This window comes from Cupriavidus sp. SW-Y-13 (assembly GCF_009793345.1).
Taxonomy (GTDB): Bacteria; Pseudomonadota; Gammaproteobacteria; order Burkholderiales; family Burkholderiaceae; genus Cupriavidus.
In genome coordinates, this window is record NZ_WHLX01000004.1 from 98,880 (window position 1) to 120,736 (window position 21,857).

Annotated in this window: 33 protein-coding genes; 28 read left to right on the plus strand and 5 right to left on the minus strand. The window is 59.6% G+C overall.

Annotated elements, in window-relative coordinates; all coding sequences use genetic code 11:
* Positions 1–59: 59 nt before the first annotated feature.
* Positions 60–386 carry a hypothetical protein gene (locus GA566_RS30425; RefSeq protein WP_202127001.1) on the minus strand — a complete coding sequence of 109 codons (327 nt, stop codon included), beginning with the start codon at positions 384–386 and terminating at the stop codon, positions 60–62.
* A gap of 189 nt (positions 387–575) precedes the next feature.
* Positions 576–851 (minus strand): hypothetical protein, encoded by a 276-nt coding sequence (locus tag GA566_RS30430; RefSeq protein ID WP_149135116.1) that lies wholly within the window; start codon positions 849–851, stop codon positions 576–578.
* Between the two features lie 232 nt (positions 852–1,083).
* On the opposite strand from GA566_RS30430, the gene GA566_RS30435 reads away from it, so the two are divergent.
* The 8 genes from GA566_RS30435 to GA566_RS30470 all read left to right on the plus strand — a co-directional run bounded on the left by GA566_RS30435 (position 1,084) and on the right by GA566_RS30470 (position 6,079).
* Entirely contained in the window at positions 1,084–2,340 is a 1,257-nt protein-coding gene (locus GA566_RS30435; protein ID WP_149135117.1) for a DNA methyltransferase, read from the plus strand.
* Between the two features lie 298 nt (positions 2,341–2,638).
* Positions 2,639–2,926 carry an H-NS family nucleoid-associated regulatory protein gene (locus tag GA566_RS30440; RefSeq protein WP_160475141.1) on the plus strand — a complete coding sequence of 96 codons (288 nt, stop codon included), beginning with the start codon at positions 2,639–2,641 and terminating at the stop codon, positions 2,924–2,926.
* Positions 2,927–3,065: 139 nt separating this feature from the next.
* Complete coding sequence (locus GA566_RS30445) at positions 3,066–3,416, plus strand: hypothetical protein (RefSeq protein WP_262389453.1); 351 nt, start codon at positions 3,066–3,068, stop codon at positions 3,414–3,416.
* Positions 3,417–3,594: 178 nt separating this feature from the next.
* Positions 3,595–4,077 (plus strand): hypothetical protein, encoded by a 483-nt coding sequence (locus GA566_RS30450; protein WP_149135120.1) that lies wholly within the window; start codon positions 3,595–3,597, stop codon positions 4,075–4,077.
* 168 nt (positions 4,078–4,245) lie between these two features.
* Positions 4,246–5,202: a hypothetical protein gene (locus tag GA566_RS30455; RefSeq protein WP_237380934.1), complete on the plus strand. Its 957-nt coding sequence runs from the start codon at positions 4,246–4,248 to the stop codon at positions 5,200–5,202.
* Between the two features lie 154 nt (positions 5,203–5,356).
* Positions 5,357–5,629 (plus strand): hypothetical protein, encoded by a 273-nt coding sequence (locus tag GA566_RS30460; protein WP_149135121.1) that lies wholly within the window; start codon positions 5,357–5,359, stop codon positions 5,627–5,629.
* A 14-nt stretch (positions 5,630–5,643) separates the two neighbouring features.
* Positions 5,644–5,820, plus strand: coding sequence for a hypothetical protein (locus GA566_RS30465; protein WP_160475142.1), 177 nt, complete (start codon positions 5,644–5,646; stop codon positions 5,818–5,820).
* Between the two features lie 73 nt (positions 5,821–5,893).
* Entirely contained in the window at positions 5,894–6,079 is a 186-nt protein-coding gene (locus GA566_RS30470; RefSeq protein ID WP_149135122.1) for a hypothetical protein, read from the plus strand.
* Between the two features lie 259 nt (positions 6,080–6,338).
* Here the strand turns inward: GA566_RS30470 and GA566_RS30475 are convergent, their stop codons facing one another.
* Positions 6,339–6,824, minus strand: coding sequence for a hypothetical protein (locus GA566_RS30475; protein WP_149135123.1), 486 nt, complete (start codon positions 6,822–6,824; stop codon positions 6,339–6,341).
* 81 nt (positions 6,825–6,905) lie between these two features.
* On the opposite strand from GA566_RS30475, the gene GA566_RS30480 reads away from it, so the two are divergent.
* From GA566_RS30480 to GA566_RS30490, 3 genes are read left to right on the plus strand one after another with little or no spacing between them, the layout of a single operon-like run.
* On the plus strand, positions 6,906–7,445 hold the full coding sequence (locus tag GA566_RS30480; RefSeq protein WP_187645076.1) for a hypothetical protein: 540 nt from the start codon (positions 6,906–6,908) through the stop codon (positions 7,443–7,445).
* Complete coding sequence (locus tag GA566_RS30485) at positions 7,414–7,851, plus strand: hypothetical protein (RefSeq protein WP_149135124.1); 438 nt, start codon at positions 7,414–7,416, stop codon at positions 7,849–7,851. The genes GA566_RS30480 and GA566_RS30485 overlap by 32 nt, the downstream gene beginning before the upstream one ends.
* 11 nt (positions 7,852–7,862) lie before the next feature.
* Entirely contained in the window at positions 7,863–8,651 is a 789-nt protein-coding gene (locus tag GA566_RS30490; protein ID WP_149135125.1) for a hypothetical protein, read from the plus strand.
* Between the two features lie 66 nt (positions 8,652–8,717).
* Here GA566_RS30490 and GA566_RS33465 read toward each other — a convergent pair whose 3' ends face one another.
* Both GA566_RS33465 and GA566_RS30500 read right to left on the minus strand, forming a co-directional pair.
* A complete protein-coding gene (locus GA566_RS33465) occupies positions 8,718–10,055 on the minus strand; it encodes a YfaP family protein (RefSeq protein WP_237380936.1) in 1,338 nt (445 codons plus the stop codon).
* A complete protein-coding gene (locus GA566_RS30500) occupies positions 10,045–10,599 on the minus strand; it encodes a hypothetical protein (RefSeq protein ID WP_137923813.1) in 555 nt (184 codons plus the stop codon). The genes GA566_RS33465 and GA566_RS30500 overlap by 11 nt, the downstream gene beginning before the upstream one ends.
* Positions 10,600–10,802: 203 nt before the next feature.
* Between GA566_RS30500 and GA566_RS30505 the strand changes: the two genes are divergently transcribed.
* From GA566_RS30505 to GA566_RS30585, 17 genes are all read left to right on the plus strand, one after another.
* On the plus strand, positions 10,803–11,354 hold the full coding sequence (locus GA566_RS30505; RefSeq protein WP_160475143.1) for a hypothetical protein: 552 nt from the start codon (positions 10,803–10,805) through the stop codon (positions 11,352–11,354).
* 3 nt (positions 11,355–11,357) lie between these two features.
* The gene (locus tag GA566_RS30510; protein ID WP_160475144.1) at positions 11,358–11,606 is read left to right on the plus strand and encodes a hypothetical protein; all 249 of its coding nucleotides are present in this window, start codon (positions 11,358–11,360) and stop codon (positions 11,604–11,606) included.
* Between the two features lie 81 nt (positions 11,607–11,687).
* Positions 11,688–12,011 (plus strand): hypothetical protein, encoded by a 324-nt coding sequence (locus GA566_RS30515; RefSeq protein ID WP_149135128.1) that lies wholly within the window; start codon positions 11,688–11,690, stop codon positions 12,009–12,011.
* A 790-nt stretch (positions 12,012–12,801) separates the two neighbouring features.
* Complete coding sequence (locus tag GA566_RS30520; protein ID WP_149135130.1) at positions 12,802–13,023, plus strand: hypothetical protein; 222 nt, start codon at positions 12,802–12,804, stop codon at positions 13,021–13,023.
* Between the two features lie 223 nt (positions 13,024–13,246).
* Positions 13,247–13,684, plus strand: coding sequence for a hypothetical protein (locus GA566_RS30525; protein WP_149135131.1), 438 nt, complete (start codon positions 13,247–13,249; stop codon positions 13,682–13,684).
* Between the two features lie 19 nt (positions 13,685–13,703).
* The gene (locus GA566_RS30530; RefSeq protein WP_149135132.1) at positions 13,704–14,162 is read left to right on the plus strand and encodes a hypothetical protein; all 459 of its coding nucleotides are present in this window, start codon (positions 13,704–13,706) and stop codon (positions 14,160–14,162) included.
* A 133-nt stretch (positions 14,163–14,295) separates the two neighbouring features.
* Positions 14,296–14,706: a hypothetical protein gene (locus GA566_RS30535; protein WP_149135133.1), complete on the plus strand. Its 411-nt coding sequence runs from the start codon at positions 14,296–14,298 to the stop codon at positions 14,704–14,706.
* A 250-nt stretch (positions 14,707–14,956) separates the two neighbouring features.
* Positions 14,957–15,943, plus strand: coding sequence for a hypothetical protein (locus GA566_RS30540; protein ID WP_149135134.1), 987 nt, complete (start codon positions 14,957–14,959; stop codon positions 15,941–15,943).
* Positions 15,944–16,316: 373 nt separating this feature from the next.
* The gene (locus GA566_RS30545) at positions 16,317–17,492 is read left to right on the plus strand and encodes a hypothetical protein (RefSeq protein WP_237380938.1); all 1,176 of its coding nucleotides are present in this window, start codon (positions 16,317–16,319) and stop codon (positions 17,490–17,492) included.
* Positions 17,493–17,601: 109 nt separating this feature from the next.
* Positions 17,602–17,859: a hypothetical protein gene (locus GA566_RS30550; RefSeq protein ID WP_149135135.1), complete on the plus strand. Its 258-nt coding sequence runs from the start codon at positions 17,602–17,604 to the stop codon at positions 17,857–17,859.
* 57 nt (positions 17,860–17,916) lie between these two features.
* Positions 17,917–18,276, plus strand: a complete 360-nt coding sequence (locus GA566_RS30555) for a hypothetical protein (RefSeq protein ID WP_149135223.1) — start codon at positions 17,917–17,919, stop codon at positions 18,274–18,276.
* A 12-nt stretch (positions 18,277–18,288) separates the two neighbouring features.
* The gene (locus GA566_RS30560) at positions 18,289–18,810 is read left to right on the plus strand and encodes a hypothetical protein (protein ID WP_149135136.1); all 522 of its coding nucleotides are present in this window, start codon (positions 18,289–18,291) and stop codon (positions 18,808–18,810) included.
* 53 nt (positions 18,811–18,863) lie between these two features.
* Complete coding sequence (locus GA566_RS30565; RefSeq protein WP_149135137.1) at positions 18,864–19,490, plus strand: hypothetical protein; 627 nt, start codon at positions 18,864–18,866, stop codon at positions 19,488–19,490.
* A 105-nt stretch (positions 19,491–19,595) separates the two neighbouring features.
* The gene (locus GA566_RS30570) at positions 19,596–19,853 is read left to right on the plus strand and encodes a hypothetical protein (RefSeq protein ID WP_237380939.1); all 258 of its coding nucleotides are present in this window, start codon (positions 19,596–19,598) and stop codon (positions 19,851–19,853) included.
* Positions 19,854–19,993: 140 nt separating this feature from the next.
* Entirely contained in the window at positions 19,994–20,797 is an 804-nt protein-coding gene (locus tag GA566_RS30575) for a hypothetical protein (protein WP_237380941.1), read from the plus strand.
* Entirely contained in the window at positions 20,794–21,498 is a 705-nt protein-coding gene (locus GA566_RS30580) for a GIN domain-containing protein (protein WP_149135139.1), read from the plus strand. Before GA566_RS30575 ends, GA566_RS30580 begins: the two co-directional genes overlap by 4 nt.
* Positions 21,499–21,553: 55 nt before the next feature.
* Positions 21,554–21,841: an HU family DNA-binding protein gene (locus GA566_RS30585; protein WP_029309235.1), complete on the plus strand. Its 288-nt coding sequence runs from the start codon at positions 21,554–21,556 to the stop codon at positions 21,839–21,841.
* The last annotated feature ends 16 nt before the right edge of the window (positions 21,842–21,857 follow it).

A 21,857-nucleotide genomic window follows, 5' to 3' on the forward strand; every position in this document is an offset into this window, starting at 1 on the left:
AAAAGAACCCGCATCCTCTGAAAGATGCGGGTCGGTTTCGTTCTTCAACGCGGTGGAAATCAATCCGCCTGTGATTCGGTCTGCGCCGCAATGAAACTGCCGACGTCGGTACGCACCAGGCGCTGACAGTCGCTTGGAAGATCCGCGAGGCTGACACGGCGGCCAAGATGCCGACCAGGAGCGGCAGAACAGTAGGCACCGATTCCATGGAACGGGCTCTCGTTCATGCCGCGTGCCCCGTACATACCACTTCGCTCACGATCGAACAGGTACACGACGGTATAGCGATCAAGAGTCTTCCCGCCATTGTCGTACAGACGTACCTGCTTTGAGATGACGGCCTCTACTGAAAGCGACGCTTGTCGAACAGCCAGTTGTTGATGCATTTGAGTCTCTCCTGAGTTGACATTGCAGAGAGGGATGCCTCACGCCGGCCTGTAATGATCGCCGTACCCGTTTCTGCGAGGTGCGTCGTCGTCGTGCGTCGGCAGTGGTCGCAACAAAAAGCCCGCGGCCGACAGAAGTCGAACACGCGGGCAGTGGAGGTTGAGCGTCGTAGGCGTGGAGCCGGTGGGTCAGTTCGTCGGAGTCAAGGCTTCATCAGCGGCGAGCACTTGGCGCTTGCGTTTGGCTTCTGCCGCCATGGTTTCGATGTCCTCGGTGCTCATTCCGATCAGGGCATTCCTGCAAGCCACCAGGCGACGAGCGCGCTCCTCCGATTGAGGTGAGCGCCGACGGGAACCGCCTTCGGTCAGGTAGACGAGCCCCATCGCCACGGGGTCAGCATCGGTGAACAACCGTGCAGGACTGGCGTTGGTGTTGGGCAAACTGAGTTCTTCGTTGTGGATCATCGTGGTTCTCCTTGAGTGGTAGACGGCTAAGCCGCCGTTGTTGGTTCATGGAGATGAATCACATGCGGACGCATGAACCGCCGCGTGGGCCGCCGGCGAGCCTTCGTGAGGCTTTGCCCTGGCCACGCGCGAGTACGGCGGGGCGGGTGGAAGGGAGCCGCGTGCGCCGGGATTTGCGTGCGTCGCTCGACTTACGTATTATGCATACGTGTTATGACGCGTGAGGCGATTAATGGGATCATCAACGACGCAACTGGATTTGTTCGGGCACATCACGGCGGCCTATGCTGACGCCCCAAATGGGGTGCTCGACAACCAGCGGTTGTACGAGGTTCTGGCGGACAGCGGCGCCATTGATGCGGCTGCGCTGGAGCGCCGCGTGCCGGTTGGGGCGAGTGGCGCGATGCACAGTACAGAGAAGCGCCGCCTTCGTTGGTACCAGCAGACTCTCAGGCTGGCTGGCGTCCTTGAGCGTGTCGAGGGTGAGAGGGGGGTTTGGAAGCTCGCCGATGTGGCGAGCAAGGATCTGTGCAAAGCGCAGGCGACGACGAAACTGGTTGCCTTCAGTACAGATCTCGGCGTTGCAATTTGGAGCAAGGCCGAAAGCCTCTTCCCCAGCTTTGACGAGCCGATCGCGCTCGTGGTCACTTCGACCCCATATCCATTACGACGGCCGCGTGCGTACGGGAACCCGACGGAGGCCGATTACGTTGATTTCATCTGCCATGCTGTAGAGCCGATTGCCAAAAATCTGATCCCCGGTGCCTCGGTGATCCTAAACATTGGTCTGGACATATTCGAGGAGAAGAGTCCGGCGCGTTCCCTCTACCCTGAGCGTCTTACCCTGGCGCTGCGCGATCGGCTCGGATTGAGCCTTATGGACCGCATCCCCTGGGTGAACTACTCGAAGCCGCCGGGCCCCACATACTGGGCCTGCGTGAAACGGGTCCAGCTCTCCGCCGCATATGAGCAGGTGCTCTGGCTGACAAACGATCCATTGAAGGTTCGATCCGACAACCGGCGCGTACTTGAGCCGCATACAGATCGACACATGGAGCTCATGCAGAGCGGCGGCGCTAACCGGACTGCCGTCTACGGGGACGGAGCGTACCGGCTGCGGCCAAGCTCCTTTGGCAAGGTTACTTCCGGCAAGATTCCGCGGAACGTCATAGAGCGCGGCCATGCCTGTTCGGACACACGCGCCTATCGCCAGCATGCGAAAGCGCTTGGCCTTCCGATCCACGGCGCCATGCAGCCGACCGATATCGCGGACTTCTTTATCCGCCTCTGCACAGAGCCTGGTGAGTTGGTGGTTGACCTTTTTGCCGGAACCGCGAAGACTGGGCTGGCAGCAGAACGCCTGGGCAGGCGATGGCTGGTAACCGAGATGATGCTCTCCTACCTCCGTGGCGCGGCGGAGATGTTCCGCAGTGCGCCGGGATTTAATCTGAATCCTGCGCTCGAGTGTGTAGGTGGAAGGCGCGGCTGATACCCCGGGGTAATAGTAGTTGCTAACAGCGTTTGACTGCGGTCTAATCTAACCCATGTTGAGTGACAAACACTTTCTAACCGAATTCTGACGCTCCTGAGTTGGAAATGGCCTGACGGCCAACCTTGCACCACGAGGCCCGCCCCTAAAAAAGGCGGGCCTTTTGGTTTGTGGGCTTTACCTGCAGTGCGGAGAGTAATCCGTGGGGAATGCCGAGAAAATCGGGTCTTATTCCGCGTCCTGCCCCCACCTTGTCTATAGTAGGATGTTATACGCAAGGTAAATTGGAGACCGGTGAATGGCTACATTGAAAGACCTTCTTGCGCAGAAGGAAAAATTAGAGGCGCAGATCGCGGAGACTCGCCAGACAGAGGTGGTGGGCGTCATTCAGAAGATTCAGGAACTGATGGCGGAGTATGGCCTGACAGTGGACGACGTCGCCAAGCGATCGCGGCAAGGCCCTAAGAAGGGTCAGCCTATCGCGCCGAAGTATCGCGATCCTAAGACCGGTAAGACGTGGTCTGGCCGCGGGCGGCAACCGTCTTGGCTAGGCCGGAATCCAAATAGGTTCTTGATCGCGGAATAGACTGAAGACCCGGCCGCCGGCGGCGGTTCTGCCGGCTGGCCGACCACTGCAGTTCCCCCACTGCCGGCCGCTTTAGTGCTGAAATTACGCCGCGGCGTTTCGCATACCTCTCCGCAAGTCAACCCATCAGGAGAGCTCTGTGCAAACTTTCATTCACCTGGAAGATCCGGCCGTTCAAGCTGCGATCATTAGTGCCGTCGGAAGTATCCTGACCAGTGCGATCGCCGCTCTGTGCGCGGCCATCATCGGCAGACAAATCAGTGGTAGGAAGCGACTGCAGGACAAGCTGCTCATTGCTCAGGACGACATCGAGTTCCTCCTGCAAGTCGAGAAGGCGCATTGCGTCATCCACAAGGAGCGCGACCAAAGCTCGAATAAGCTCATAGTCCGGAACACCGTACGGGACAAAGGCTTCGAGTACTCAGGCAAGTTCTCGCCTGGAAATGTGGCCTACAACGATGGCCCAGGCCGTCGCTACAGCAAAGCGTAGAGCCAGCTCAACTCTCGACAAGGGGCGCGTCATCGACCATCGGTCCGACGCGCCCTTTTTTCCTCTTCTCTTTATCTATCCCCGCCAGGAATGGGTAGCAGATCTTCCACTGCGCTGTGCGGCATAACAAGCCATCCACCAACGGCTCCCACGCCACGCACTCGCAAGGAGACATCGAATGCTGTCACTGGCCCTCAACTATCCGACGATCGAGTTCCACACCAACGCCTGCGGCGATCTGCATACCGGCGATGCTCCACAGGGCATCCTGGCTGCTGTGCCTTTCGAAGATGGCCCTGGGTATGTACTTCCATACCTGACGACGATCAACGATCGCTTCTATGTTCTTGGCAATCTGGAAGTCGCATTCAACGATGAGAAGTTCTGGGGAAGGGATGCTGAAGAACTGCCAGATGAGCACCTCGCATTGTCTGCGTGTGCGGACGCCGTTCGGGTTATGCGAGAACGTGCCACTGGCGACGTGATCGTATTCCCGGTCGATCACGATCCCCTGCCAGCGCGTTGCGTCATCTCAGTGGCCATTCCATTGGCTCTTGGACAAACCCAGATGGACATCAAGGAACGACTCTCCAGCGTTTTCTCGGGCTTCGAGCGGCTCGAGGATAGGCTCTGGAAGCTTGTGAAGGCCCGGTCGCATTGATCGCCAACCCACGCCCGCAGACACGATATTCGTGCTGCGGGCTTTTTCTTTGCCGGTCTGACTGAGGCCGGCACCACTGGCTCCAGGACCCCCTGCTTGCTTGAGCCTGTACCGCATACCTCCCATGTCAAAACAACCGTGGAGTACTGCGTTATGAATGGAGAGGTTATGGGAATGCCGGTAGGGCAGGTGAACGCCGTCCTGGACGATGAGTTGGTGATGCGGATTGGCATTCCGCACCGGGGTGGCCGCCTGGCATTTCACGCCTTCGAGCAAGGCTACCCGGCGATGGTGAGCGCGAACGCGTTCTGGAACTCCACGAAGCGTGAGTTTGTCATGCCCGCGGCGACGGATCTGACTGAGATGGACTTCGCTCTTGATTCAGCCGGATTCAGTGCCATGACGCTTTGGAAGAGAAAGGGCCGCCAGGCTGGAATAGCTGGCGTGTACCCGTGGACCTTGGAGCAATACCTCGAGTTTGCGAATCAGTGCGGTGCACGCTGGCATTCTGCAGTCGACTTTTGCTGCGAACCCCAAGTTGCAGGCAATGCGGAGGAAGTGGATTACCGGGTGAACGCGACCGCAACATTGTTGGAGTCGGCATTGCGCGTGACATACGAGTGGCAGAACAAGCTGGCCAGGACCATGACGGCTCGTGAAGTGGCGAACATGATCAAGCCTGTTGTGCCTGTGCTGCAAGGTTGGGATCGAGACAGCTACCTGCGTAGCCTGGATCTCACGATGCAAGTATGGGAGCGCTGGCAACCGTGGCTGGCCCCTCCCGCTCTAATCGGCGTCGGGTCAGTATGCCGGCGTTCGCTGAATCACCCTACTCACGGCCTGTACGCCATTCTCTCGGGATTGGAGGGACGGTTGCCTAAAGGTGTTCGCACTCACTTGTTTGGTGTGAAGGGGAGCTGTCTCGCGGAGCTCAAGATGATGGATTGGATCGCTTCCGCGGACTCCATGGCGTATGACTTCGGCGCCCGAGTGAAAGCTCGGGAGAGTGGAGTCTCGAACACGGTCAAGCATCGCTCTTCAGAGATGAGTCGTTGGATGTCGTCGGCCGCGTCTCGCCTCAAGCCTGCACCTGGTGACCAGTTCCGACTGAGCCTGTCGCATTGACCAGCAACCCATGGCCCGCAGACACGACTTTCGTGCTGCCGGCTTCAATTCTTGCGACAGATGGCGGACGAGGCGAAGGTGGCGCTCAGGCCTTCATGCTTGCATGATCCTGTGCCGCATATCTCCCAAGTCAACACAACTATGGAGTAGCGCAATGAACGGAGATGTATTGGGGGTTCCGACCGGACAGACTATGCCCAGAACTATGGAATCACGCGAACGGAAGCTTCCGGAAGGATGGACCGAAGCAAGTCCTGGTGGGTTAGCAACTAACCCTGATCCCCTCACCGGGGGAATCATCGATAGAGCTATCGTCGATGGAACATGGTTTGTAGTGTTCCACCACGACGACCTGAAGCTGCTGGAGGGCTTGCCTTCCCGTGAAAGTGCTTTTGAGGCGCTCCGCGAAGCGATTAACGGGCTGTGAAGGAGATACCCATCATGAAAGACTTCAACGTAACTTTTACCGTCTCGGTTACGGCAGGAACGCCGGAGGAGGCGGCCCGCCTCGCACTAGACGATCTGCGCGACAGGAGCCTCGAGTCGTGGAACGCCGATGTGGAGCATCAAGGGGAAAAGAGTAGCGTTACTGTGTCGGGCGACGGTGAGCAGGCGTAGCATCAAAGTCGGGCGGACCGCTGCAAGCATGCAATTGAATCGTTGCAGCGACGCACGCTGCTTGGAGATCGAGATGAACAACGACTACAGCTACCTCTACCAGCGCGCCCTCGCTAACGCGACCGCGATGATGGAAGCCAACGAGGGGCTGGAGCCCACCTCCGCGCTCAAGCAAGCGGCGGCCGACGTCGGCATCCCCTACGGCGACGCGATGGGTGACTTTGTCGCGTGGGCCAACAAGACTCATTTCGGAGCCTAATCTAGAGGGCGGCAACACACAGCAGCGGCCCTCCCCCTACGTCTTGAACTCCATCGAGGGGTTTGACACGCAGATTAAATTCGCTAAGTAGAGGCCCTCAGAAGCAAACCCCCACACCCCATCATCCTGCCGAAGGCTGATGGGGTTTCTTTTTTGCCGTGTCTGGTATCGGGTGTCGCGCAATGGGAGGGGGCAGGGCGATGTGAGGAAGGATCAGGGTTAGCCGAGGCGGATGCTGTCGCGGCGTACAAACACATCTTCATCGGCCGAGTAGACCCACTTCGCGCTTTGGTTGAATCGCTCCACGTCGTCGACTGCCCAGTGATCTTTCGCGGCCGTCGGCATTCTTCATAGTGTTCAGCAATTCATCCGGGAGCCCTGCGACTCGGAGCGAATGGATGATGTTTGTGTTCGAGTCCACCAGAACGAACATCAGAGCATTTGATTCACTCACGATCCAGTTCTCAAGGAACGCTCGCGAAGGAAAGAGCGGAGCGGAAAAGAACCGAACATTGATGCCATCTGCTAGGTCCACTATGCTGGTCAACGAACCGATAGGGTTGGCTTCCGTGCGGCGCAGGCTGTACGCAAGGATGGTCGCCTTTACCGCGGCGACATCTTCCGCCGTGACATCCGGGAATTGCAGGATAAGTGCGATGCCGGCTTCGGAGAACTCAGCGCGGATGCCGGTGGCGCCATTGGCGCTCGGAAAAGGGGATTGCTCCCCGACTGTTAGTTTGATCATTCTGGCGTAGAATCCTCGAACGCAAAGTATGCGTATCTGTTAATGTTGTAAAGAATCACATGCACGTTATTGAGGGACGTGATGAAAGTCAACCAAGGATTGTTGCGCGGGCGGTTCAGGCGCATGAACCGCCGGCAGAAGAAGAAGGCGGACGCAAAGGCCGTGGAGCAGGAGAGGGCGATAGTCGACGTTGGCGGCTATGCCCGCTGCGATTTTGTGGCGGAATCGACCTGTGACTGCGATCTCTGCCAGAACGCTTCACCTGGTGCGCGGCTCTATGCAGCCATTTCGAGTGCCGGGGAAGGTGGCGAAGAAACGGACCACTATGCTTGTCCGTCGTGCGCGCTGGCGAGGACAGAGCGGATTCGGACCGACAACGCGTGGTGGAAAACGGCGGTGGAGTGCCCAGTCTGTTCCAACCTGTCAAAGCATCTTGCCTTTGACCTCATGCCGCCGCAATGCGAACACTGCGCCCCCTATGGCCTTGTGAGTCCGGCCAAGGCAACGGCCCTTCGAGGAATGCTGGCCGCAAAGACCGGTGCGGCAGAGCCTCACGTGGCATCCAACACGAACCATTCAGGAAGTATCCATGGGAACGAAGCCGGAAGCGAAGTCCGCTAAGAAGACTGGCGATCTCGCGACATTTGACGAGTTCCGGGCAGGTGTCACCTACCTGCTCGTACACAATCACGGCATGCCGGAGCTTGTCGCCAAGGACGTCCTCGAGGGGGAAGCGGAGTATCTGGAGCAGGCGTTTCAGGAAGGCGCTGATCGCAAACTGCTGCTGACGGAGGTTGCAGAAGAGTTGGCGTTCAAGCCGCGCTCGGACGGAGGCTGGATTCGAAAGGATGAAGACCATCTGCTCCTGGAGGTGAACGAAAGAGTACGAGTGCTACTTGACAGGATTGCGAAGACAGGCCTATACGGTGGGACTCCCGAGGAAGTTGCGCGGGGCTTGCTCTGCCGCGGGATCGAGACGGTTCTGCCCGTTGCACAGAGCGTGGACGTGAACGGCCGCTTCGGCTAAGGGGGGCACAGATGCCGGAGATCATTTCCCCTCTGGGAATCGCCTTTGACTCAACGCCGATTCCGCTGACTCCCGACTCCAGAGCAGTCGCGACGCGAAAAATCCAGGACATGATGTTTGCCTTGCAGACCCTGGCCCGAGGCGTGGGCGAGGGGAAATCGCCAAGCGTTGGGCTTGCTGACGCCACCCTGAGGGCCTGCGAGTTCAACCTGGCGGATCTCGCAGGTGTATTGGGCGTAAAGATGGACAGCGCCGCCGACGTGGAGGCACGTCACGCAGCTCTACGCAAGGCAAATGCACGGATACGCGAGGTGGAGGCCCAACTCGGCAATCAGCAGGCGCCCGAGCACACGCAACTCAGCCTGCAGGTTCTGGAGGATCGCTTGTACACCTGGTGGAGCCTTGAGGGGTTTGGGACAGTCTCCGAAGTAGCATTCCGCAGCAATGGATGCAAGGCGATACTCAGCTGCAACCCCAAGGGACGCTTCGGCTTCGGCCTGCTGGAGTCTGACACGCCTGTCTCCGACAAAGCAGCTGAGGCTGCTTGGCACGAGAGTCTCCAGGAAATGGGGTACGTACTGACGGACGACGGCGGGGACGTAGCGGTACTGGACTGCGACGCGAGTCGGAAGGCCTTGTTTGATCTGATTCGCACCCGACTGCCATCGGCAGAGATCATGAAGACGGAGAACCTCAGTCGGCGCGGAAGGACTGAATGCGTCTTGCGCGGTGTTGAGATTTACATCTACAGGCTACCAGAAATTCTGACGCTACCGCAACCGGTACCGACCGAAGGGTAGGTCATACTCGGGGTCCCATCCCATCCTGTCCGAGGTTGAGGAACGGGACCCCTGACCAAGCGCGGGCTACTGCGCAGTCACACGCAGGCGGCCTGTTCCTTCTTGCCTCACCTGCACGGTCGCAACGGGGATTGGCGAGTTGTCCCCGGAAGTGCCGCGAGCCATTCCGACACCCACCGAGCGCGTCAGGAGCACCCCTTCGTCATAGGATGCAATCTGAACCGTCGCGGTTCGCCCGGTCGCGCCGGAGAAATTGTTCACACCGATGGCATACGTCCCAAGCGCGAGCTTGGTGGCGTCACACGTAGCGGTGTAGTGCTCCGGCCCGAATCCCACGATATTGTCGACATCGAGCTCGCCGGACAATCCCTTCTTTGCTGCATAGAAAACGTGCCTGCCTGTTGGTTCGATCGAGTGAAGGTCGACGTCTCCGGCCCCATCCCACGTCAAGGTGACAGTGAAGAATCCGTCGGAGCCTGTCGACTGGGGAGCCTGCACGGTCGAGAGCGCATTGCCGAGGTGCTGCTTGACCATGCCCCTAGGGTTGAGCGGGCCAATCGGGGGGAGCACTTCGTTGAGGTAGGTGCGGACGAGCTCGTGACCGGAAACATCCTCGCGCCCCGTTGCCGAGATCTTCACGTTGTTGGCAGGCACCGTACCGATCAGGCGTAGACCGTTGATCACGAGATCCAGATCGGCAAGCGTGTACTCGCCGTTCAGTGTCGGCGACGCCGGCGCGATGTGAACTGCCTTTACCGCGGCTGCCCCAGCCTTCGATGTTGCATAGCGGTACGCCGCGTTCATGAACAGATTGCCCTGACTGTGCGCGACCAGGACCACCTTTTTGTGGGCTGCTAGATGCCCGTCCACCCGTGCCTGGTGCTCCAGGTAGTTGGTCAGCGTCGGCGGAGTACTTGCCCAGGAAGTGAGAGCAGCGACTGTCTTTGCGCGAATATCGTCATAGATGCCACCCAGCACGCCGGCAAAGGCCCCAACGGTCGACAGGACCCGGGTGAATGAGTTCTGCTGGGTATCCGAGGAGATGGCCTCCCAGAACAGCTCGAAACGGTTCTGCAAGACTGCGTCCTGTTCGGCCGCGCGTTGCTTGAAAGTCTCGATCAGATCCTCAGCGCCGGTGGCACCGTGTTCCGAGCCCGTCGTGTTGAAAAAATTGTCGTAACTGATCGGCTCGCCCGTTGGCGCGTATGTGTCGCCATACAGTTGAGCGAGGGCTTCCCGGGCACTCTGGGCCTGACTGCGGGTGTTCCAAACCCCGTTGAAGAAGCCGACCGTGATGCCTCCGGGTGAGCAAAGTACTGTCTGGGACTGGGCCGTCACCACGCCTGGAGCAGCCGTCACCGAGATGAGGGTGACCAGCAGGAGGTTCCTGAGCTTATTGCGCATCGCAGGTGTCTCCTCGCGGCTGGGATGAAACGGTGCCGTCTAAGGCCTTGCTGTAGGCGAGGTACGCGCGGGCGCGGAATTCCGTGTTGGCCGTCAGCTTCTCGTACATGGTCACGGCGCCGGAAGCCGCTGCGGTAGTCGTGAAGCGACTCCAGATGCAGTGGATTGCGCGATTGGCCTGCTGATCGACTGCACGCAGCGCCTCATTGTTCGACACATCGACGAGCAGGGTCGCTTGCAAACTTTTCGCCAGCTGCTCGACGGCCGCCCGCTGGCCAGCGTCGTAGGGCTGTTTGATGATGTAGGCCTCGATGTCGTCTCGGATGCCGTTTCCATTGGCATCCGGACCTTTCACGTCTGGAGACCGGTCGAGGATCGGAAGCTGGCCGGTTTGCTCCAGGCGTTGCACCGCCTGCGCCGGCGTTTCAGTCGGGGGCGTTTGTGCCTGGGAGTCTGAACCCCCACCACATGCGGACAAGACGATCGCGCTGGCGATGATCGCGGTATGGCGAGCCAGTACACCTGATTTTCGATGAGTTGTCATTTTCCTTTGATCTTTGAGTCGTTTCCCGGCGGAACCGTCATGGCTAACCCCTGCATCAGCCAGTTCCGCCGGCGGCATCGACGATACACCACGATGCTTGATTGATACATAACACGGAGGTGGTATCAGCCTGTATCAAGTTGATCTATTTCCGCATGTTGCGCATCCCTCTTCATCGATCAACCCGCAAGGAAGGAGAAGGTATGCAGAATCAAGTAATTCAGGTGCGAGCAGGATTTTCGTCGCGGAGACTGCGCGAGCAGTACCCGACCAAGGGATCTATGCCGCGCGACGTGGTAGAGGTGCTGTACGCAACCCGGAAGGAGGAGGTGGAGGTGCTGACTGCGAAGCCCACGGTTACCGCCGAGGATCTTCTCGATCTGGATCACGTGGCGCGAGCCATGGTTGCGCAGAAACTCTTCTGGCAGTGTGACGACCAGGCGCGGAGCTTCTTGCTCAACGACGCGCATCACTGGGTTCGGAGCTCAGCAGTGCTGGCACAAGCGGACATGTCTGTCGGCCCCGCGGAAACGCGGGCTGTCCGTGACTACCGAATGGTTGACGGCCAGTTCATGTCGCGCTGGTTTCCGATGGTCCCGGGTTTGCCTGGGCAGTTCGTGCGGCCGGAGGCTTGGATTCAGTCTCATTGCCCTGATGGTTACGCCCAGCCCGAACAGGCCCATGCCTCCGCGCATGAGTACCTGACGGGGTGCAACGACCAGGTAGCCCCGGGTTTGGCGGCAAAGGGGAACTGAACGATGGCCAAGTCTTTAACGCGCAGCTGCGACACGGTGTATTGCGCATCGGACGTAGAACGGAACCGGCGCATCGGGGAGGTGACCTCGAACGGGGTGGTCTTTGACTACACCCTTGCAGGGTCACTCGGTGCCACGTTCACGCTGATTCGGGAGGAGGGCCATTCGGACGAGGACCTCGAGATCGCTGCGAAGGAGCTCTGCAGGGATCGAGACGTCATCGGCAAGATCCGGATCGCGCGTGTTGAGTAGCAGGAGGGGATGTTCGCCTTATACGTCCTTGGTCGGCATCTCCGATCGCAAGTCAACGCCACTCATTCTGGAGATCTCACCATGAGCAACGCTCTGAAGCAACCCGTCAAGGTTGTGGTTGCATGCCTCGATAGCGCCTGGAATCCGTCGATTCACACCTGCACGGTGGAAGTGACGGAGGAAGAAGAACTGTTGGGGAAGCATCTCGAACTGGCAAAGGCAGACGCGGTCGCCAACGGCTTCGAAGGGACGATGATCGCCCTCGATGCCGAGGCAATGCCTCCGAGCAAGCTGCGAGACATCGCAGACTGGCTTGATGACAGCCGCTGGCGTCCAAACCCGGTGATCGCTGGGCTGATTGGGCCGAACGCCACCTCCGCTGCTGGCAACGTTATGGAGCGCTGAATCACCGCGCTTTTCCCGTAGCCCAAAACTCACCACAGGCCGTCCACCTCGGACGGCCTTTTTCTTGTGCGCCCAGCATGGGCGCACTCCTGCGGGTGCAAGTCCCGCCGTAAGCTGGTCATAGCGAACGAAGTGAAGCGCAACTGCATGAAGGTGACCGAGTGTGGGGAGGAAGCGTGGAGCATAAATCGCGAGCCGATGGACAAGAACTGCATAGAAGGCGTTGCCGAGCAGGGCGAGCGGGCAAGGAATCGCGAAGCTCTTATGACCAAGGCGAGGTGGCGTAAATGCAGCGGTTGTGCGATGAAGGAGTGCGTTCTTACCTGGGGAGACCTCGCCTCATGTCTGAAAGGGCAACGGCGTCGAGCCGGAGCGAGGAGTCAGCAGAGGCCGAAGTAGCTGGGCGATGTGGCCGGGAAGGCTAAAGTCGCCGGTGAAGGGCCGAAGGAACAGGAGGGAAGGCCCTTTGGCTATCAAAGTTGGACTGTCTCAGATGTTCGCGCAAGCGAAGCTCGCCGAGACGGCCGGTTGGGTGAAGCCCGGCCGGCTTGCGGCAGCGAGAAACCGACTTCGCCGAATCAAACCTAAGCCATCCCAGGCATCAGGTCGGGGCATCACAAGCCTGAGAACCTCAACTGTTCCAACCGCCCGGTGCGGACCCGCATGCCGGGTGGTGTGGGAGGGGTGCGGCCGATAGGCCGCCCCCTATCCCGATTCAGGCGTGGGCGGGTAGAGGCGGGTGTTTGTCATAACAGTTGGCAAGTTCAACCCCCCAACAAAGGAGCACCGAATGGAACTCGTTCCCATCCAGCATCTGCCATACGCCTATCGCTGCGCATTGGAGGTGTTTGCCGCATCGGGCGATCGGACGAAGGCGCGGCTTGGCTCACTCGTCGAGCACTACCTGAAGTCATGCGGACTTTCCGATGATCCGCATCGCACCGTCTATGAGGAGTCGGTGTACAGCCATGCGAAGAAGTCGTACGGCCTCGGCGCTGACCAGGGCTTTTAGGTCCCCAACAGGAGTGTCCGGGTGATCGCTCTACCTTCCTGAACGATATCTCCCCCCTGGAGTAAATCAACGCAAACCCCAAGCCCGCGCGCTCGGCTCACGTCGTGCCGCGGGCATCTTTGCTTCTGCCATGCGACGGGCTTGCCGGAGGTCGCCGGCGCAATTACGGGCAGGCGTTCTGCATACCTACCTGCAAGTCAACCCATCTCACTAGGAGAATCCGATGAATCAGCAGGAAACGAGTACCACCAACAGGGCGGAGCGCACGATTGATGTCATTGATGCGGAGATCGAGGTCCTTCGAGCGGAGCGGGCCAAGCTTTTCGAGCTCCGCAAAGCCACCCTCGATCCTGGTGCAAACGACGAAATTGCCGTTGGCGAGCCTGGCAGGCTTTTCACACTCTCTGGTGTTGCCATCATTGGTACGAACGAGGTCGTACCGGGCACCGCAAAGCTACTCAGCGCAAAGCGCAAAGCTGATGGGAGTCTGGAGCTGGACCTGGACGAGACGTCCCTGTCCTGGGATGGAGCGCTGACTGCCACAAACGATCTGCACGAGAAGGAGTTCGTGACGGTCAAGGGCACTATCGTCCCGGAAAGCCAAGTCAAGCTTGTTCCTCTCCGCTGGCAACGCGCGGTTGGCCACGGCGTAGCTGCTTAACTCAGAAGGAGGCTCATTCATGTCGAACCAATCCTTTAACACGAAGAAGACCGCGAGAGTAGTCATCGAGGCCAGTGGTACCAGCGAGTCAGCTGAGGCACCGACCTACGCCGCCTTTGACGTCACGCATTCGTTCATCGGCAAGCTTGCCAGGCTCGTTGCCGTGTGCAAGGCGTACGAGCTCACGGAGGCGCGTTTTGCCTGCTATCCAGCCTGGGGCCCCGGGGGCATTGAGGAGGAACTGCGACTGCAGAACGGTGAAGTGGTGGTCCAGCCTGACGGCACCTTCCGTTTCGCGGATTATCCGAGCGACGGTGGCTACATCATCCAAACGAGCAGCGCCCAGATTGCTGTGCTGATGGAAAAGTTCGGGTCCGCTGCCGACGGCGATGTCCTCTTCTTGGCCGACGATCCGAGTCTGCATGCACGATACGCGGAAGACTACGAGCCGATAGCTGACGAACCCGCTCTCGCATAACCCTCCCAGCCCCGTGCACACCTCCTCAGGTGGCCGGGGCTTTCTTTCATTTGCCGCGTGGGTTTGCCTGCGCCGCATCTCCCTTGGCACTCAACCGCGGCTTTGTCCGCACACCAAGCATGGAGAATCGAGTATGACGACGAATACTGTTACGACCACATCTGGCATCCCTTTCGATGCCGGCAACGTTGCTGAATGGGTTGGGTTGCACTATGGCCGCAACTTTGACGCTGAGGGTGCTGGGAAGCGGCAAGAGTGGGTCGACCGTTTCGCGGACGCTCACCTGAAAGTCTTCGAAGTTATGGCCGCTGGATTCGACGCCTCCTCTGACGATACCGACGACTGCGTCTACTGGATTGCTGCGGCGTCGGACGACGAGGTGAAGACGGCCATCGCAGACACTGGGGCGAAATTCGCAGGAGAGGTGCTCGGTTGGAGCCTCTCCGACGCTGAATTCTACTTGCCCGGTCAGGCCACGCAGATCTCCTCGACCCTCCTCGAGAAGGCATCGGAGTATCGCAACCGAAACAGGGCTGTCGCCTAGGCCCAGTCCGTCGCAACCCATGGCCCGCTGCTCTCCTGGAGGTAGCGGGCTTTTTCATTGGCGCTCGCCGCCCGCTGGTGGGTGGTGGTGGGTAGGGCGGCGGCGGTAGTGGGTGGTGGTGGTGGGGCACACGCGCTGGCTTCGATCCTTTATCTCCCTCTGTTTTCCATATCAAGCCCGTAAGGCTTCAACCCGTCACCTGGCGGGGCACTTTTTTGTTCCCAACTCAATCGATCAAGGAGATGTACCCATGTTGAAATCGACTCGACCCTTTGCAATTCTGGCTGGACTGGCTGCTTCGCTGGCACTCGCTGCATGCGGTGGTGGTGGTGGTGAGGAGACGGTGAAGCCGGACTCCACGCCGATCATCTCGACTCCGCAACCGGGCAATCCCTCGAACCCCACACCGGCCGATCCGGCGAACCCGTCCGGTCCGACGACTCCGACTGATCCGTCGACACCGACTGATCCATCGAATCCGACGACCCCGACCAACCCGACCGGCCCCGGTACGCCCGGCCTGAAGGTCTCCGGCAGTGCATCGCTGGTTGGCTCGCAGGACGTTACCGTGCTGTTTGCAGGCACTGCGCTGAAGCCGACGGGTTTGGCTGGCAATTTCCTTTCGGCTCTGACTGTCCCCGCGACCGCGCAGGCAGTTACGGCAGAAGGGGCGTACAGCACGCTGGGTGCCAGCGGTGGAGCGATGTCGGTGAAGCTGTCCGACGTCGCAGAAATCGATGATGTAGCCGGCAACGGTCAGTATGCAATCGGCCGCTGGAAGGTGGGCTCGTTCGACGTCACGACGCCGACGGTCAACAACACCCAGACGCTCCGGGCCAACCAGGCTGCGCCGTATGCAGTGGGCATCCCCCTGGATCTGTATTCGGGCCCGAGCACCGGCACGCTGGCATGCACCTACGAGGCTTCGACGAAACCGACGAGCTTGGATGGTTCGATCGCCGCTGGCACCTTCAATGGTGCGGGCAGCTCGGCGATCATCAACCTGGCTACGAAGGTGATCACGCTGAACCTGTCGCTCGATATCGGCGCTGACCATGGTGTGACTGTGTCGAAAACCAACGTGTTGGTGGACATGCCGACCACTGGCGGTGGTTCGTTCGTGATTGCAGAGACGGTTGGCTCGGACCTGAGCAAACCCTATCTCGTGATTGCGTACGGTACCGTTACCCCGACCAGCGGAGACGTGGGAGGCCTTGCGGTCTTCCGTTGCCAGTAACTGTTGTTCACCACGCCGCGGAGCTTCTCCGCGGCGTTTTTTCCTTTCCTGCGCCGCGTCTGTGGAGTTACCCCGGGGTAATGTTCCTTGCAAAGGATGCCATCCTCATGTTTAATAGACCCATACCGACACACACATCGGTCTCAGATTCTCCTCTGAGGTTGGGAAGCGATCCGAAAGATCGCACTTGCAGTCGAAGGCCCGCACGATTGAAAGATCGTGCGGGCCTTCGGCTTTCTGGGCTCGGCGTTTCTCTGCGGCAGTCCTTGGATCGAGCGCGCCCGGCTCTGTCCTGTCTTCTTGGCAAGTATAAAGATCTCACGTATGATCCGTAACACGTACCTATACGACAATTGCCAATCCCATCCTCGCTATGCAGGCATTCTTCAAGTTTCTGTTGTCTTCCTTGGGTTTGGTCAGGAAGCAGGAGTTTCAAGCCAAAGTAGATCTCGCCAACGATCTGTCGAAGACGCTTGCCAAGCGCGAGGGGCAGCTTTCCCTCTCGCGGTCGACGCTCCTGACGACTGAGCGTGCTCTGACGACAAGTCAGGAGGAGAATCGGAAACTGCGGGATGCGGCGCAACAAGAACGGGACCGTCAAGACTGGTGCTTGCCCTCGCTGGTGGAGTTTCCGCCTGGGACGCCCGCAAGCTTCCATGAGAAGACGTGGAAATTTCGAAGCGTATTCCTGAGGGACGGTGCATCGCCGTCCGACGTGAGCCAACTGGATCAGTTCGCAAGTCCAGCGCAATGGGCGTTGTACTGGTGCGTTGTCCACGCATGTCGTTCTGCCGCAAATGCGGTGGTCGCCAAGGTCGAGGACGGGGTCTCCGGAGAGTTCTTGAAGGCATTGGCTTCCGAAGTCGGGACTGCATCGAGGTTCTCCGCCGAAAGCGGGAATCTGCAGATTGCCTATAGCGCAATCTTTGAGCATGCCAAGCCGGCAGTGAAGGAAGCGGATGTAGGCGCCGATATTCTCCTGATCGTTGCTGGACAGCAGGTAGCAGGGAGCGGCTTCGCCAGGGCTTTCTGGATTCAGGCAAAGAAGGCGGAAGCCGATACCAATCCATTCACCCTTCACTACGACCAGAAGAATTCCAAGGGCCTGCAAGTTGACGCACTAACTAAAGTGCATAGGCCAAATCGGGGTTCGTTCGGGTTGTATATCCAGTATTCCAGGCTCCCGTACGTTCCTGCGGTGTCTGTGTCCAATCTCCCACGGGAGAACGGAGTTCTGGCCGCGGATCTGTCCGACCTCGGATTGTGTTTGCCGGAGTATATCGTCGCGCACGCGGGTGTTGGGGCGAGGATCGGTTCCTTCGCAGATACAGCGGAAATCCTGGCCTACCTTGATGAGGTTTCCGATATGAAGCCCTTCTACGTGGCTACCGTCACTGCGGAAGGGGGGCTGGAGCTTGATCAGAAGCGAGCCAACAATCAGTTGCTCTCTACGATCACAGGCCATTACCGCCAACGGCTCGGGCTCAACCGGGTGGCAGAGAACGACAGCGCGACACACTCGCAACGCGACAGGGACTTTGAGATGTGAAGGCAGGTTTGCGCTCGTTGACAGAAGAGATAGCGGGTGCCGGTATTTCTTGGTCAATTCTGCATGCCGCAGCGTCGCAGCAGACGAATATATGAGAGGGAAGACTCCGATGAAATCATGGGACTACAAAGAAGTAACAAACGAGGCTGAGCATCGTATTCAGCAGCTCTTGGAGGCATCCCGTGGTAAGCCTGCCGAGGAAGCTGAGCGTCTGCGCCAGCTTGCTCATGGCGTCTATGTTCCGTGGGATGGGCTGACACTCGGTTGGCGGCCAAGCGGATTGGATGATGGGACGCGGCTGTTGAACCTGTTGGGGTCATACCAATTTACATGGCGCACCGAACTGGGTTTGCCGGCTGACGCTTGATAGCCAACGGCATACGGTTGGCGAATGTGCGCTATCCGAGCAATGAGCGAGTTGAAAATGAAGATTTCCAGCGAGATCAAAGACCAGGCGAAGTACCTCGAGTCCTATGTGGTCCTGGACACCGTCACCGCGGCGGGTAAGTTCGCGGTAGGCCTCGGCATTGGCAATGTCGCACGCGAAGGGCTGTATCTGACGCCCGTTGGGCAGGCGGCTTACGAGCGATTGAAGGAGCTCGGGAAGAACGCGCCTCAGCTGGTCGATGTGGCCTCCAAGTTCAAGGCAAAGGAGCTCGTTCGCCAGGCTTTCCTCAAGGCCGACGCCGGCGGCTCGATCTTCTTCGTTTGCAGGGAAGGCATCTACGACACGGTCTACGACCTTCTGAACGTCATAGGCTCCAGCACTGCAGCAGCGGCGTAACGGACAATCGGAATGGCTACACAGTGTCTTGATGACGTCGCCGCCGCCGGAGAGCCGACCGGGCGGTCTGAGCAGTACCTGGTCGGATGGCGCTTTGGCGACTGGTATTTGCAGCAGGGCGGTGACCCTGATGGCCGACCGAGCGAGCTTTGGTCTGCCGAAAAGGCCAGTGGCTTCCTTGACCGGTTGGCCTTGGGGGCTGAGACGCCAAAGAGCGGCGCTGCGGGCGGGTCAGCGCAGGCCGAGCCCGGCCGGCCAGATGCCGAAGTGTCCGCGTTCGAGGTCCTGACCTCCGCCCAGGGCGACACCGTATGGGTCAACTGGGCTGATGGCAGTTGTATTGCCCGCTTCAGTAAGCGATTTGGCATCGACGTGCACGCCAGCGGCGAAGCGCAGATGGCCGGGGCTCCCCAGTGTCTCTTCTGCGCTCACGGTGTTGCCGGCCCAGAGCAATGGCACACGTTCCGCCAGAAAGTGCGCGAGCACCATGGCATCGACGTCCCAGATGACACGATCGCCTTCGCCGGCGAATGACCCGAGCGCACATCATTCGATTCTCACACCGTCTTTTCGAAGCATCCCCACCAATGCCGTTTCTCGCAGCCACCACGTTCTTGCTGTATGCCCACATGATCGCAACGTTCCGCGCGCTTTCTAACCGCGACGGACCGCAACGCATAACTGCCGTGCTGCATTGGCTGGCCGCAACAGTGGGGGCTTGCGCGGTGATCTTCGGCTTCGGCCTTGAGGCAGTTTTCACCGGGGCGCAGCGACCAGGCACTAACCTGAGCGTGCCGCTGTTCTTCGCCTTAGGCGTGCTAACCGTCATCGTGTTCGGCAAGAAGCTGCTCGCGGCTAGGCACCAGGCCGCGGAAGGGCCCGCATTTCGGGTCGGCATGATCGTCTGGGCCGTGCTCGCCGGCATCTACCTGACCGGGACGACGATCGATCACTGGGTTTTCTTCAGCGACCGGGACAAGTCCGGCATCGGAGACGCTCGAGCTCTGGGCGTCGATGATGTTCAATGCGATGGCATCTCTCTCGTGCGAATCGACAGCGAGACGGCGCGGTACCGCTGCCCGACTTCGCTGGTTTGGGGCGGGGTACTGTTGGAGTGGCCGTTCGCGCCGTGGCCCAGCTACCAGGCAGGGGAGAGCGAGAAGCTGAAGCGCGGTATCGAGGCGCTCCACCGTAACGCCGTTCCGGTTCGATAGCCTCTGGTGCTCTGCGCATGGTGCGTCTCACGCGCCAAAAATTCCTTGTTGACGTATCGATACGTGTTATGTAGCATAAGAGGCGTTGAGTAACCGAAAAGGTTGATGCCCACCATGACTCCCCTTGTTGCTGCCCGTGTTGCCCTCGTGATCTGTGCCTTCATCTTCCTGATCGCTTTCCAGCGCCGGAAGCGCCTTTTCACCGTGAAAACGGGCAACGCCTCCTCCGTGCCCCCGGACTTCGACGCGTTTGTGACGGATCTGCTGGCCGAAAATCGCCTGACTCTCGTTCTGAGCGGCTTTTTCGCCACTCTCTGCCTCGTGTACGTCGTCTATACGCTGTTCGTGCCTGGCGCCGCCTGACCCCTTTCTCCTCGTATCACCGCTTGCCCGCGTTATGCGGGCTTTTTTTCGCTCGAACATCGTGAGCCTTCCACTGAGGGTGTATTGCTACGCGATATGAAGCGAGATAGGTGGAAATGTGCTTGCCCAGGAGGGAAAAGTTGAAGTCAGTTCGCAGCCTGATCAAGGCAAAGGATGGGGCGGTGCGCTTTTGCGGCGTGGAAATGCCGCCGGAGACCGTTGATGGCCTGCGTGCGGTGCGCCGAGCGGCGTATGCCGCGTCACAGTTGACCGAGGAATCCTGTCGGTCGTTGCGGATGCTCGGTCTCATTGAGCCAGCTGCAGGCGCAAGTACGGGGGAAGGGGGCGATGCCATGCGTGATGGCGCCTCGCTGAAGCTCACCGTGTTGGGTGCCCTGGTGTTGCGCGTACTCGAAAGGCCGGAGGCTATTCGAGAGGATACAAATACGACTGTATTTCCAGCAGATCCGGCCGTCTATGCGCTGGAGGCCAGTGCGGCGATCGCGCTCAGCAGGCTGTTTGCCGACAGGCGCGAAGAAACTCTGGCCATCGAGCTCGCGTTCCAAGCTGGCTATGCCGGCTACCCAAACCTTGAACCATCTCCGTTGCTCGCCAGCGATATCGCACTGGCGAAGAACTGGAAGGCCGGCTGGGGCCAACGCGAGTATGAGTTGCGACCGCTCACGCGAGAGGATCTACAAGCCAAGATCCGCGAGATGTCGGCGCTGGCCAACCAGGGATGTGGCCAGTTCTACGAGCTCTACGAGCAGCGATTCACCAGCATGGTGGATGGATGGCTCCCAGATCTGCGAGACGGCGAAAGGGCGGTTGCTCTTGAACTGTTGAAAGGAGAGGCGTATTCCCCTGATGCCGATGGACACTGGGCCTATGACGCCGAGGAGAACGACATTCATTTTGTGCCCAAGGACGGGGCTCGCGGATGAGCGGTTTTCAGCGTTTGAGAGTTCTCTGGTGCTGCATCCGCAGGTTGGCTGGCCGGCGATCGAACGAGCCGTCTGGTGACGTCCACCTTGAGATGCTCGCCGAGCAGCGGCAGATCCTGGTTCCGTCCCGCTTACGCGTTGTTGGTCCATTCGATCTGCAGTTCCACCAACTGCCCGACCATCAGCTCAGGCTTTCCGCCAGCTCGCAGGCGCAGCTGCAGGCCGTCAGCACAGTTGTCAGCCAGGGCACCTTGGTGATCGAGGTCGATCCCGGTGCCCACCACGCGTTCGAACATCAGGGACGCGTAGTCGTCGGTATTGCCGCGCCCCAGATCGCCGGCGTTGCCGCGGGCGGCGACGCGATCGTCAGCATCGCCGATATCGACGTGGATGCGCTCGAGATCCAAGGTACCGACTCCAGTGAAGTATCGGCAGGCGGACGCTGCCGGCACCTCACAGTCTCCGCCGGCGGGATGAGCTCGATTGACTGCGAGGCACTGGTCACTTCTCAGGCCGATTGTCACATCACAGAGAACGCTTCCTGCAGAACCTTCGCCCTCGATTCCATTCGCGCGCAGGTATCAGGCCATGCGTCCTTGGCAATTGGCGGCCGTCCACGGAGGGAAGAAATCGCGATCGCGGACGACGGCTACGTCAGCCGGTTGTGGGGTGCCGCCGGCGAGGGACTTGTCTCGCGCTAACGAGTATGGATGGGGCGACGCCAAGTCGCCTCTGTTGCAAACAGGAGAAGGTGTCATGAACAAAGCAGAGTTGGTGGCGAAAGTCGCCCAAGGTTGCGGTCTCACGAAGGTCGCCGCAGAGCGTGCACTTCAGACGGTCTTGTCGGCGATTGAGAACGAGGTCGCCGCGGGTGGCGAGGTGACCATTGTTGGATTTGGCGCATTCCGTGGGGTCACCCGCGCCGCCCGCGCCGCGCGAAACCCTCGCACTGGGGCCTTCGTCGAGATCCCCTCCAGGACGGTACCGACCTTCGCGCCCGGCAAGGGCTTCAAGGACAAGGTTGTTGGCTGGAAGCGCAACTAGGCCGCGGCATTGAACC